The organism is Flavobacterium ginsenosidimutans (assembly GCF_037478105.1).
GTDB lineage: Bacteria > Bacteroidota > Bacteroidia > Flavobacteriales > Flavobacteriaceae > Flavobacterium > Flavobacterium ginsenosidimutans.
Window position 1 is genome coordinate 1,632,425 of the sequence record NZ_CP147988.1, and the last position, 13,795, is coordinate 1,646,219.

10 protein-coding genes are annotated in these 13,795 nt (G+C 32.2%); 3 read left to right on the forward strand and 7 right to left on the reverse strand.

Going from position 1 to position 13,795, the window contains the following annotated elements:
- Window positions 1-152 precede the first annotated feature (152 nt).
- Window positions 153-1,127, forward strand: a complete 975-nt coding sequence (locus tag V6624_RS07260) for a polyprenyl synthetase family protein (RefSeq protein WP_111288206.1) — start codon at window positions 153-155, stop codon at window positions 1,125-1,127.
- 105 nt (window positions 1,128-1,232) lie between these two features.
- Here the strand turns inward: V6624_RS07260 and V6624_RS07265 are convergent, their stop codons facing one another.
- From V6624_RS07265 to V6624_RS07275, 3 genes are all read right to left on the reverse strand, one after another.
- The gene (locus V6624_RS07265; protein WP_111288208.1) at window positions 1,233-1,823 is read right to left on the reverse strand and encodes an outer membrane beta-barrel protein; all 591 of its coding nucleotides are present in this window, start codon (window positions 1,821-1,823) and stop codon (window positions 1,233-1,235) included.
- Between the two features lie 203 nt (window positions 1,824-2,026).
- The gene (locus V6624_RS07270) at window positions 2,027-2,614 is read right to left on the reverse strand and encodes an outer membrane beta-barrel protein (RefSeq protein ID WP_111288210.1); all 588 of its coding nucleotides are present in this window, start codon (window positions 2,612-2,614) and stop codon (window positions 2,027-2,029) included.
- Between the two features lie 223 nt (window positions 2,615-2,837).
- The gene (locus V6624_RS07275; protein ID WP_111288530.1) at window positions 2,838-3,419 is read right to left on the reverse strand and encodes an outer membrane beta-barrel protein; all 582 of its coding nucleotides are present in this window, start codon (window positions 3,417-3,419) and stop codon (window positions 2,838-2,840) included.
- A 148-nt stretch (window positions 3,420-3,567) separates the two neighbouring features.
- Here V6624_RS07275 and gldA point away from each other — a divergent pair, with 148 nt between their 5' ends.
- Entirely contained in the window at window positions 3,568-4,464 is an 897-nt protein-coding gene (gene gldA, locus V6624_RS07280) for a gliding motility-associated ABC transporter ATP-binding subunit GldA (protein ID WP_111288212.1), read from the forward strand.
- Window positions 4,465-4,845: 381 nt separating this feature from the next.
- Window positions 4,846-6,963 (forward strand): outer membrane beta-barrel family protein, encoded by a 2,118-nt coding sequence (locus V6624_RS07285; RefSeq protein ID WP_338841426.1) that lies wholly within the window; start codon window positions 4,846-4,848, stop codon window positions 6,961-6,963.
- Window positions 6,964-7,193: 230 nt separating this feature from the next.
- On the opposite strand, the gene V6624_RS07290 is transcribed toward V6624_RS07285, so the two are convergent.
- From V6624_RS07290 to V6624_RS07305, 4 genes are all read right to left on the reverse strand, one after another.
- Entirely contained in the window at window positions 7,194-8,351 is a 1,158-nt protein-coding gene (locus V6624_RS07290; RefSeq protein ID WP_111288216.1) for a PepSY-associated TM helix domain-containing protein, read from the reverse strand.
- A 99-nt stretch (window positions 8,352-8,450) separates the two neighbouring features.
- On the reverse strand, window positions 8,451-9,680 hold the full coding sequence (locus V6624_RS07295; protein ID WP_111288218.1) for a DUF4374 domain-containing protein: 1,230 nt from the start codon (window positions 9,678-9,680) through the stop codon (window positions 8,451-8,453).
- A gap of 24 nt (window positions 9,681-9,704) precedes the next feature.
- Entirely contained in the window at window positions 9,705-12,068 is a 2,364-nt protein-coding gene (locus V6624_RS07300; protein WP_338841427.1) for a TonB-dependent receptor, read from the reverse strand.
- Window positions 12,069-12,365: 297 nt separating this feature from the next.
- On the reverse strand, window positions 12,366-13,769 hold the full coding sequence (locus V6624_RS07305) for a pyridoxal phosphate-dependent decarboxylase family protein (RefSeq protein WP_111288532.1): 1,404 nt from the start codon (window positions 13,767-13,769) through the stop codon (window positions 12,366-12,368).
- Window positions 13,770-13,795: the final 26 nt, after the last annotated feature.

Here is a 13,795-nt window from a genome sequence, read left to right on the forward strand (position 1 = left end):
CAAATGAAGTCGAATATTAGTTATGATTCGGTTCGCTTTATTTTGTTGGCATTTTTTTTTATAAAATGAACTAAGTTTTTTTCTCATTTCACAAATAATAAAATCATAAAAATCTGTATTTTAGATACTTACAAATTAATGATTTTAATTTTATGTATTCAACAGCTCAATACACGAATTTTTTTATTAGTTATTTAGAAAACCAAATTATAGATAAAGAACCTAAAAATCTATACGATCCCATAGCATATATGATGTCATTGGGCGGAAAACGATTACGGCCAACGCTTATGCTGCTCACCACAGAAATTTTTGGAACAGACTATAAGATGGCATTACCAGCTGCTTTGGCAATTGAAGTTTTCCATAATTCTTCGTTAATCCATGATGATATTATAGATGAAGATCCTATTAGAAGAGGAAAAGCTACGGTACACAAAAAGTGGAATACTAACATTGCTATTCTTACCGGAGATGCTATGATTATTTTAACCTATCAATATCTGCTAAATTACGAACCAAATCTTGCCAAGGATTTGATCAAAGCAGTTAACAAAATGGGAATAAAAGTATGCGAAGGGCAGATTTTGGATGTTGATTTTGAAACCCGCCAAGATGTTACGGTTTCAGAATATCTGAAAATGATTAAGTACAAAACTGGTGCGCTTATAGCTGCATCGATGAAAATGGGCGCCATAATTGCCCAAACATCAGATGAAAATTGCGAGTTAATTTATGATTTTGGAATTAATATCGGATTAGCATTTCAGCTGCAAGATGATTACTTGGATCTTTTTGGTGATACTCCCACTTTTGGCAGGCGTTTAGGTGGCGATATTATTTCGAATAAAAAAACCTATTTATATTTTAAAGCTCTTGAAATTTTAACGGAAAGCGAAAAAGAACTCTTAACAAAACTGTACGCTGTTCGTCTTGAAGACAACACAGATAAAATCAAAACCATAACAACATTATTTCTGAAATCTGGAGTGCCTGAAGCAACACAGGATTCTATTAAGAAATATACATTTAAGGCTTCTAAAATTTTAGACAAAATCAATATTGAGGAAGATAAAAAAACGGTATTGCGAGATTTTGCTGAGAGTTTAATAGGAAGAAGAGTTTAATTGTTTTTGATTACAAAGAGGCATGAGAGCTAAAAAAACTAAGAACTCAAACTAATAGAAAAGCGCTCCAATTGGAGCGCTTTTCTATTTGCATAAAACTTAAAACTAGAAGTTTTTTGAAAGACCTACTGAAAACGACTGGCCGAAATTGAATTCAAATGTTTTCGTTCTATAACTGCTCCCAGTAGCATTATCAGTATCTAAAGACGTATAATTTAATCCGCCAATATTAAAATTCAAACCAAAACCTTTTGATATATCAATAAAAATTGCAGGAGTTATCCCCGCATAAAATCCGTTATTATCATTATAAGTTTGCCCCACCGCATCTGTAAACGTTTCTTTTCTGTTTTGGTAACCAATACCCAAATCTGCATATGCTGAAAAAATAGAACCTAAAGGTCTTGTATAACGTACAAATCCTCCAAAACCATAAACTTGATCCTTATATTTATTCCCTTCTAAAGAAGTTTGCTTAATATTTATAAAATTACTTTCAATACCTGCTGTCCAATTTTCGTGAAACTGATACCCGATTTTAGGCTGAATACCAAAGCCGTTTTGTTTATTTTCTAAATTAAAACCTGAATTCTTTTGAGAATAATATGAGACATTCCCCATAACTAAAACAGATCCTTTTTGAGCATTTGCATAGCTACATAAAGCTAATGCGAGAATAAGTAGCATTTTTTTCATAATTGTATATGTTTTAAATTTTGTAAGTATTTCGCAACAATAATGCCGTTGTTTTTTAATCAATTTAAACCATATTTGTAAAATACTGACTAACAATGCATTAAAAGAAAAGCCAAAATATATTTTAACATAATTCTTACAATAAACTAAAAAGCATCTGCTGTGGCAAATGCTTTCTACAATTGAATTTATAAAACTTAAGGTTAGAAGTTTTTAGAAATACCAATATTTACTGTTTTTCCGAAGTTGAAGTAAAATTGACTAGAATCAACATCGCCGCCACTAATATCATAGTTTAAGGTTTCATACCCTAATCCTCCAATACTAAAGTTTAGACCAAAGCCTTTTTTCATATTAATGAAAAGAGCTGGAGTTATTCCTGTATAAATACCTTTGCCTTCATTTGTAGAAGTAAGAGATCCACTCTCATAACTTTTAAACTTTTGGTTTTGATAACCAACACCTAAGTCTGCAAAAACGGAAAAAGTTTCACTTAACGGATATGTATAACGCACAAATCCCCCAATTTTATAATCTTTTGATTTTCCTTCACCCTCTCCAAGTGTACTTTTTGAAGATCCCAAAGCAAACTCAACTCCCGCTGTCCAATTATCATGAAATTGATAACCCACTTTCGGAGAAAAAGCAAACGCATCTGTTTTCGCTGGCGCATCTTCACGCTCAATTTTATTAGAGTTATAGCTAATGTTTCCACCAACTAAGATTGTTCCCTTTTGGGCATTCGCAAAGCCAAAAACTGACAATGCAAGAATAAGTAGCATTTTTTTCATAATGGTTTATAATTTAAAATTTGTAGGATATAACCAACAACGATGCCACCAAAAGGTCAATAATTATGGAAAGACCAAATATTTACAGTTACTTAATAGGTTCTAAACGCATTAACAACAAATAAGTGTTTTATTACAAAACCGCATTACAATAAATTTACATTGGACATAAAAAAAGCGCTCCATTTGGAGCGCTTTCTGAAATTGAATATAAAAACTTAGATTAGAAGTTTTTAGAGATTCCAATGTTAACAGTTTTTCCGAAGTTGAAGAAGAAAGAGTTAACGTCTGGTCCGTTATTGTCATAACTTAATGTTTCGTATCCTAAACCACCGATGCTGAAGTTTAATCCGAAACTGTTTTTCATGTTAATGAAAAGAGCTGGAGTAATACCAACATACATACCGTCTGCTTTATATTTTGCATAAGCATTTCCAGGACCGTAAACTTTTGTTTTTGCGTTTTGGAAACCTGCGCCCATATCAGCATAAACTGCGAAAGTTTGGCTCAATGGCACAGCGTAACGTGCAAATGCACCAAATTTGAAACCATTGTCTTTAGTTTCAACAGATCCAGTATTATCTTTAGCAGAGTTTACTGTAAATTCACCTCCAATAGTCCAGTTATCATTAAATTGGTAACCAACTTTAGGAGAGAAGCTAAATTCATTTGTTTTTACTTCTGATGAAGAGTAATCAGTAGTTTCAGAAGTGAATCCGATGTTTCCACCTACTAAGATTGTACCTTTTTGTGCGCTTGCAAAACTGCAGATAGCTAAAGCAGCTACCACTAACATTTTTTTCATTTGGGATTTATTTTTAAAATTTAAGTTTCCTTTAACAACAACAGTGCCGTGAATTAAGAACTTTATATTTTTTTTAAGAAATACTTTAGAAGGCAAAATGTAGCAATCGAGGGTATTTCTCGTTACTTTTGTAACAAATAAAAATTCTATGTCGATAGTAGTAAACAACATATCAAAAAGTTACGGAACACAAAAAGCATTAAATTCAATTTCGTTTTCAATTGAGAAAGGAGAAATTGTCGGATTTTTAGGGCCAAACGGAGCTGGAAAATCTACTTTAATGAAAATTTTGACCACATATTTATTGGCAGACGAAGGCTCAGCCCTTGTAAACAGCCACGATGTCATGACGGAGCCAAAATCTGTTCAGCGTTCGATCGGATATTTACCAGAGCATAATCCGTTGTATTTGGATTTGTATGTTCGTGAGTATTTGGCATTTAATGCCGATGTTTATAACGTGCCAAAATCAAGAATTGAAGAAGTAATTCAACTGACAGGACTGACACCAGAGAGCCATAAAAAGATCGGCCAGCTTTCTAAAGGATACCGTCAGCGTGTTGGTTTGGCAAATGCTTTACTTCACGATCCAGAAGTTTTAATTTTGGATGAGCCAACTACAGGTCTGGATCCTAATCAGTTAATGGAAATTCGTAATGTGATTAAAAATGCAGGAAAAAATAAAACTGTTTTTTTGTCCACACACATCATGCAAGAAGTTGAAGCAATTTGTGATCGTGTCATAATTATTGACAAAGGACAAATTGTTGCAGACAATAAATTAGACCATTTAGTTACGACAGATAAAGAGCAAGTCATTGAAGTTGAGTTTGATTATAAAGTAGAAGAACAGCTTTTAGCCAAACTAGAAAATATTTCTTCGTACGTAAATACTCATGACATGACATGGGAGCTCACTTTTGTGACTGACAAAGATATGCGTCCAGCTATTTTTGATTTTGCTAATGCCAATGGGTTAAAAACCCTTCAGCTGAATCAGAAAAATAAAAATCTTGAAGCTGTTTTTAGAGAAATTACGAAGTAAGTTTTCAGTCACAGTCACAGTTTCTCAGAGAAAAAGCGGTTTGTTTATAGAAAACAAGCCGCTTTTTTTATTTTCTATTGCGTCCTTTTTCTCTCCAAATCAGTAAATTAAAGCTTTTTCTGAAAAATTAATTTCTATTTTTATTTAGACTTATTATAAATAATTATATCTTTGGCAAATCAAACTTTAAATGCCAAGGTATGTTACGTACACTCCACACTCTTAAAAAACTTATTTCAATTGTTTCAAATCAAGCATTAAATCTTCAAAAAGTGTTTTCAGACAAATTAGAAAAAATTGTATTGCAATAATTTCTGATTTCAAAAACTACAAAGATTAAGTTCTAAATCTCGGTTTAGAATATGCCAAATTTAAAACAACATGAAAAATATTATAACTTCCATAATGCTTGCTTTTTCGGTATATGGATATTCTCAATCAGAAAAAGAAACCGATAGTATTGTTGAAACAACTATAACAGCTCTAGATGAAATCGTGATCTCTAAAAAGAAAGTGTTATATACTCAAAAATCTGACCGCCTTGTTTTCAATGTCGAAAACAGCATTGTTTCTGAAGGCGGCACCGCTCTTGATGTTTTATCACGCGCACCTGGCGTTGTGGTTTCGCAAGACGGCGATTTATCTATTCGCGGACAGCAAGGCGTTGCTGTTATGATAAACGGAAAACTGACACAGCTTTCTCAGAAAGAATTAGCGAATTATTTAAAAGCTACTACTTCATCAAATATTAAACAAATAGAAGTTATTACAAATCCTTCATCTAAATATGATGCGGCTGGAAAAGCTGGTATTATTAATATTATTTTGAAAAAGCCAAATGCTTCTGGCTTAAAAGGAACTGCTTTTGCCAGTTATGGAAGGGGGCGAAAAAACAGAACAAACTCTGGTTTCAATTTAAATTATAATAAAGATAAATGGGGCGTTTTCGGAAATTACAGTTATACTTTCCGTGGCGAAGAAGAACATAAAGAATTCAATCAAATTCAATATACCGATTTGACTCGTCAGCAAATTGCTTCGACCAATCATCAAACCTCTATTACAGATGAACCTTTAACTTCGAACAATTTCAAAATTGGAACTCAATATGAAGTTTCTCCTAAAACGAATTTAGAAATTTATGTTGATGCTAAAATCGGGCGCTATGAAAATATGGCTGATGGAACAAATACGGTTTTTAATACCTCAAACCAACCCACATTTGATGCTTTGACTTATAATGACAGCAAAGAAAAATGGAATGATTATACTTATGCATTTTCTGGTACACATAAATTTAATGAGGAAGGAAAAAATATGAATTTTGATTTTGAATACGAAACTTCAAAGTTTAGATCAAAGCAATTTCAAAGCGCAGATAATAACGTAAATTCTACGGTGGTAAATGATCGTCGTGGTTATATTCCGTCTCAGCTAAAAGTTTTTACAGGAAAAGTTGATTTTGTAAATCCGTTTAAGGAAAAACAATCTATGGAATGGGGTTTTAAAGCCAGCATCAAAAACAATGATAATCCTTCTGTTTATGAATATTATGAAAATAATGAATGGTTAATCGATTTTAATTCGACCAATCATTTTGAATATAACGAACAGATTTATGCCGCTTACGCGAATTATAAATATCAGTTAGAAAAACTGAATATTCAAGTTGGTTTAAGAAGTGAATATACGGCAATCAATATTGATCAGAAGACTTTGAATGAAGAACACAAGGACGATTATTTGAAATGGTTTCCGAGTCTTTCTTTAAAATATGAATTCACAAATAACCATTCTGCGCATGCTTCTTACAGCAAAAGAATCAATAGACCAAGTCAGTTCGATTTGAATCCGTTTCGTTTTTATGATGATTCATTCAATTATTCGCAGGGAAATCCAAATTTGATTCCAGAGATTACACACGCAATGGAAATTGGTTATGCTTGGAAAAGTAATTTTATGGCTTCTGTTTATTTTAATAGTCCCAAAGATGTTTTCACGGAAGTGTACAATTATAATCCAGACACGAATACAACGGTTACAACTCAAATAAATGTTGACAAATCATATAATTATGGAATCAACATTACCAATTCATCAGAATTAAATAAATGGTGGTCTGTAAATACATTATTCAATGTTTTTGAAAATAAATTCATGGGAGATGTATTGAATAGCAATACGATTGATCCGATAATGACTTTAAATGTAAGTGTTCAAAATTCATTTACTATTACAGATACATGGAAAGCTGAAGGAAATGCACAATATCAATCAAAATCGAATCTTGGAGTTTACCAAAGAGATGGTTTCTTTGATTTCAGTATCGGAATTTCTAAACAAGTTTTAGCAAAAAAAGGAAACATCAAGTTGAATTTTACTGATGTTTTCAATACCAATAATTTCTACATTAAGTCTGTAGTTGCGCAAACGAGTATCGACAAAAGATATGATCTAGACAATCGTATTGCGACAATTGCATTTACATACCGAATTTAAATTTCGTTCTTTAAATACCTTGTTTTTGTTTTTTTTGTGTTAGTTAAGAGCCTGTTCCTTCAAACAGGCTCTTCTATATTTAGTCCATTTTAGATTGTAGATTGTAGATTTTAGATTTTAGATTGTGGATTTTAGATTGTGGATTTGAAATTTGTGGTGGGAGCACAAAAAAAGTCTTTCTAAAGCTTATACACTTTAAAAAGACTTTAAAAACTTAATTATTAAAACGTTTAGTTTTTCTTCGTTTTTTTCTTTCTTCCCCACCAAATATAAAATCCTGTAATTGGTAAACTAGCGCAGATTAAACTTGCTGTAAAATAGATAATTTTAGTTGTTAATCCGCCAATTGCTCCAACGTGAAGACTGTAATTAGAACGGCTCATCCAATCGTGAAATTTCTCGTCTCCTATATATTTTCTTGAATTTGGAAGCATTTCTAATGTTTTCTGATCGAAATACAAATCTCTCCAATTTCCGTTATGCATATCGGTACAAGCATAAAAATTCTCTTTTGGTTCGTCTGGAAAATGAATAATTACAGCTTCTTTATTTTCTTTTGCAATTTCCTTTCGAACTTTATCAAAAATAAAATCTGCAGAAGTTAACATATCATATTTAGATTTTGAAAGTGTATCTGGTTTAATTTCTGCAACAACTTCTTTCTTTTCCTTTTCATTGGTAAAACCTCCCGTTATCCAATACGTGCTTTCGCGTACCCAATGAAAACTCATAATTAAACCTGTCAACGCAATTAAAAACGCTAAAAGAAGCGTATAAAATCCTAAAACATTATGCACGTCATAATTTAATCTTTTGAAACGTGCATTCCATTTAATTTTAAAACTGCTGTTAATGGTAGTTTTGTTCCATTTTTTTGGAAACCAAAGAATGATTCCGCTGATTAATAGAAAAAAGAAAATCAAAGTTGCCCAAGAAGTTATAGTTGTTCCTAGTTCTTTGCCGAGCCATAAATAACGGTGACCTTCATCAATTTCATGGAAAAAATCTTCATGATCAACCATTCCGGTTATTTTTCCGTTATAAGGATTTACATAAATCAAAGAATCCGATTCGATATCGACTTTTATTGTTTTATCTAAACCATTATACCATATACCATGAATTTCTTTATTTGGCAGCGCATTTTTAACTGAGGCGTAAATTTTTGAAGGTGGTAAAACTTTGTCTTGACTTTGGGCTTCAACCTTTAACCAAGGCGAAGTCAGTTCTTTTATTTCATGTTCAAAAACTAAAATACAGCCCGTAATTCCCATTATAAAAACCACAATTCCAGACGCGAGTCCGAGCCATAAATGAAGCCAAGCATTTATTTTACTGAACCGTGATTTTTCTTTTGTTTTTGATGATTGTTTTTTGATAACATTCATTATTATTCCTAGTTTAATGACGCAATAAAACCATATAATCAGAGCTTTTACAGCAATGATTATATGGTCTTAATTATGTAAAAATTAAATTTTAACTTCTTATTGTTTCTTTGTCAATCTTGTCATTGCTGGCAAATCAACTCCACCTGTAATTAAAGCTCCTGCTGTTGCTACACCAGTTGCAATATCAATTTGGTAAACACGTCCTTCAGTATTCGTTACGAAGCTTTTGTAAATTTTACCGCTTTCAACTAAAGCACTTCCAAAACCGAAGTAGTTATCTCCAGCGTGATCAGGTAATCCTGTAACTGGCGTAATTGCTTTTGTACTAAGATCGATAATAGCAGATTTTAGGCTGAATGATTTATAGTTTAAGAATCCCCAGTTTGGTTGATCAGCATCGATATCTACAGGAATATAGTTTACTAAAACTTTTTCTCCTCCTGCTGGGTAAGCAGATAGAACTTTTCCTTTAAGAGAACTTGTTTCAATATCTAAGAAGTAGTTAGCATCAAATTCTGATTCTCCTTTTTTAATTTTAAGAATTCCTGAGTGAGAAGCAGTTGGTGTGTAACCACATAAAACTGAATTTGAAGAGAAAGTGTAAATATCTCCAGATTCTGTTTGAACCATACCTGAATTAGTATAATATTGTCCAATAGCTGTTGTACGAGAATCTTCAAGAGTTTTGATGTAAGTTAATGAAGGATATTCGTAAACTTTTACAACTGCTTTTTCTTGGTAAAGTTTCCAATCTTTGTCGCGTTCAAATGTAGATATAAAAAGTCTGTTTCCAGACACATTCACGCTAGTTGGCCATAAAAAGTGCCCATTAGAGATTACAAAATCATCATAAACACGTTTAGAAATAGTAACTGTCGCTGGATCGTAGATCAAAATTTCGTTTTGAGTAGAACTTGCATCCCAAGGAGAATTGATCATAACCAATTTATTATCATCTGTAGTACCATAAGCATAGCTATCTCCTGTAAACAAATTAGCAGTTTTTGCTAAATTACCATCAGTATTTAGGTAATATCCAACAGATCCTTCTGTGTTTCCTGTCAAAGCAAAAAATGTATTAGCTACAGGTACAAGAGCACCTGCTTGCTCAATTCCTTTTCCAACCATATTGATGGTTCCTGTCATCAATTCATCTACAGATTCGAATTGCCAAACATAAACATCCCAATCAGTTGTTTGGTATGAAAGTACATAAGTTTCATCGGCTGGATTTCTTACCTCTGAATTATCATTATCGCTGCTGCATGAAAAAAACATAGCTGATAATACTGTTAAAGCTAAAAGGCTTTTAATTCTTGTTATCATTGTATTCAATTTAAAATTATATAATTAGTTTAAAAAATATCTCAGTTTAACTATAAATGATCTTCCTGGTTTTTGTACTTTAAAATAATCGTAGACTTTAGTATCTGCAACGTTATTACACTCTAATCCAATATTATATTTCCCATTTTGAAAAGCATAAGACGCACCAATATTTTGTGTCAACTGTTCTGGAATCACATTTCTACTGCTTGGAGCTCCGTTTCTTGTTGATACTAAATAATACTCATCTACATAGTTTGTAAATAGGTTAATCATCAGATTGTCGTCGGTCGTTCTTATTTTTCTGAAATTAAAAGCAACACTTGCATTTGCATAAAAAATAGGAACATTTGCTAATTGAGAACCGTTATCGTAGTTAGGAACATTAGATCCTGGAGGATCAAATTTATTAGTGTCAATTGTTTTTTGATGTGTTGCGTTTACTTCAACTGTTAGCCAATTTTTATATCCGTAATGCAAAGAAGCGTCAAAACCTGTAACTCTTACATTGTATTCATTTTGATAAATAGCTTGAACACCGGTTGCATCAATTCTAATAAAATCTTTTGCATCTCTGTAAATGAAATTTCCTTGAACACCAAAAGAATGATTTTCGAAACCTTTTTTATAAGCAACACCAGCATTAAAGTTATCACTTGATTCAGGTTTCAAAGTTGGTGCTGGTTTTAGATTTAAACCATCACCCAACATCTCGTCTCCAGTAGGCAAACGATATGCATGTTCAAAAGAAGTTTTTAACTGTATATCACTTGTAACAAAATAAGCTAAGGCTGTTCCATAACCAATATCATCAAAAGAGCTTTTTAAGGATGTATATACATTGCTACCATTAATATATTCTAAAACGTTCATTTCCGTATTCAAAAAGTATTTCTTTCCGAATGCTATAACAGATAATTTTCTGTCAAACGCTGCAAGATTATACGAGAGTCCTAAAATGTTTTTATTAATAATAGGAGAACCAGGCTTAGTAATAGTTCTAACTTCATCATCTTCTTTTCTTTTTAAAGTATTAACTGAATAATTGAAAGCAAAATATTGTCTTTCATTCAAATCGTACTTAAAATTGGTATTTGCTTGAAAAGAATTGTCATCATATACATAAATTGTTTTCTCGTCATTTAGCTCTCCTCCACTGTTACTTACCACACTTGGAGTACGGCTTCCATCCCATTGGTATCTGTAAGAAGATGTATCTACAGAACGGCTTTGAACAATATTATAAGATGCGATAAAGTTTACAGATAGATTTTTAGTGAATAAACTGTCTTTTTTAAATTTCAAAGAAGGAACAAAAGCTTTGCTATCATTAAAAGCTTCTCCAACTACTCTCTGCATTGTAGACCCAGTTTGTATCTCTTTTTTATTTGCAGAAGCCATCATACCTATTAATAAGTAATCTGCATATTTTTTCCCTTTTACACCAAACTCAGCTATAATAGCACCAGATTTGTAACCATCATGAAAATGTTTGTATTCGCGTTCAGGATTAAAAGTTCCATCTGGATTAGAGGTAGTAGCACTAACTTTATAGCTATTATCGGTATAATTACCAAAAGCATTAATATTAGACACAAAACCATTTTTACTTGTAAATCTTGTATTTACAGCAACTCTGTGTGTATTAAATGAACCAAAGCTGTAAGATGCATCAATATATCTTTTGACAGACTGATTTGTAATAATATTTACGGCTCCGCCCAAAGCATCGCTTCCTAACTCAACAGGCACAACACCTTTGTAAACTTCGATACGCTCTGCCATGTTTACAGGAATATTATTCAGTGTAAATGAAGATCCGTAGCTGTCAATTGGAATTCCGTCCATAAAGAACTTCACTTGATTTCCAGAAAATCCATTTAAAGAGAATTTAAAATCAGATCCCATTCCTCCTGTTTCTCTAACACGAACTCCTGTTGTTGTTGCTAAAACCTGATTTAAATCTGTAGATTGATTATACGTTTTCTTTAAATCAATTGCAGCAATATTAAAAGGCTGTTCACGAACGCGTTCTACTTTAGATTTTCCAACAACCTGAACTTCGTCCAAAGCTGCCATATCTTCCTCAATCGTAATACTTGGTGCTGTTTGGTTAGATTGTAAATTGATTTTTGTTTGTTTCGATTTGTAGCCTACGAAATTTACCACTAAAGTATAATTGCCGGGCTCGGCTGTAATTTCATATTCACCGTTTGCATTAGTCAATGCTGCGTAGTTTGTTCCTTTGAATGCTACAGAAACACCTTCTGTTGGCTGGCCGTTATCTGCGAAAATTACTCCGTTTAAAACTACCCTACTTTTTTGCGAAAAACCTTGAATTGAAGAAAGGAGAATCAACATCAAGATTACAATTCTTTTAATTTGCATTTTAAAAAATAAGTTTGGATTTTAATTGCCCCAAAAATAAATTCTAAAACATCTTTACGCAAGTTGTTTTTAATTATTCTAAATAAGTATTATTATTAACGATAAAAATTTGATATCTTCAAAAAAAGAAAGATTTCTTAAGATTAAATTAAGATTAGATTAAATTTTACTTAAAAATTACATTTAAAGATTCTAAATAAGGAAAAACATTTTATTAAAAAACTTACAAAAAAATCAAAAAAAAGTCCCGTTTCGGTTGAAAGCAGGACTTCGTTTATAAATATGTAAACCGCTCTATTAGAACTCTGAGACTACTTCTATCATTTCTTGGATTACAATTTTAACATCATTTTCTGTTGTTCTCCAATTCACAAAAGAAGCTCTAATTCCTTTTCTGTTTTCATAAAAAGTTGGCGTCATAAATACCTTTCCTCTATCATTAAGTTTAGTCAAAAATTGAGCAACTTTGTTTTGATTTTCATCTCCTTTTAACGTAAAACAAACATTATTTAAACGAATTGGAGCCAAAAGTTCGAAGTTTTCATCTTCAATAAGTGCATTCCCAAAATGAAGTGCCAGCGATGTACTTTTTTCAACAATGTCACAAAAACCTTCTTTACCATAAGCTGTCAGAGAAAACCAAACTGGCAAAGCTCTCAAACGACGCGAATTTTCTGGAAGCACATTTAAATAATTAAAATTCTCTAGCGGATTTCCTAAATAAGGTGCATTAGAATTCTGGAATGTTTCAATCTGAAGATTAATATGTTCTTTTTTAATTAAATAAAAAGCACTTTCATAAGGAACATTAAGCCATTTATGACAATCAATTGTGATACTGTCGGCTTCTTCCCATCCTTCTACCAAATGTTTGTATTTATCTGAAACCGCTGCAAAACCTCCAAAAGCAGCATCAATATGCCACCAGAAATTATATTTTTCTTTCAATTTTGTAATAGCTTCAAAATCATCAAAATCTGCAGTATTTACCGTTCCTGCACTCGAAATTAGAATAAATGGTTTTCCTTTTAATTTCTTAATATTTTCTTCTAAATCAGCAATATCTATAGCCTCTCGATTGCCTTCTATTGTTTTGACAGTGGTGTAATTCTGACTCCCAATTCCTAACATTGATAATGCTTTTATTGAAGAAGAATGAGGAGTTGCTGTTAATATATTAATGGTTTCTGAAATTCCGTTTTTAGCAAAATCTTTTCCAAGCTGTTTTCCAAACCATTGTCTTGCAACACCTAAACAAGTAAAATTTGACATTGTTGCGCCAGTAACAAAACCACCTAAAAAGGTATCGGGCAATCCTAACAATTGCAATAATAAATGAATGGTTTCAAATTCTATTAAAGCCGAATTTCCGCCTTGAGAAGTCGTAGCCTGTGTGTTTTGATCGTAAACAGAAGCTAGCCAATCACCCGCGATAGATGCCGGTGTCGAACCACCAGTTACAAATCCCCAATAACGCGGTCCTGGCGAAGAAACCAATAAAGGCTCTAATCTTTTTTTAAATTCTTCTAAAGCTCCTAGCGAACCTAATCCAAGTTTGTTTAATTCCTTTTTAGGATCAATGGAATAATTATTTGTAGTTGGAATATTTTCGAGATTATTTAAAAAATTAATTCCGTGTTGTTTTGTGGTATGCAGGATATTTTCAAAATCGTTTAGATCGTGCTGTAGTATCGAATTCATTTTTCTATAATTAGATAAATTTTTCA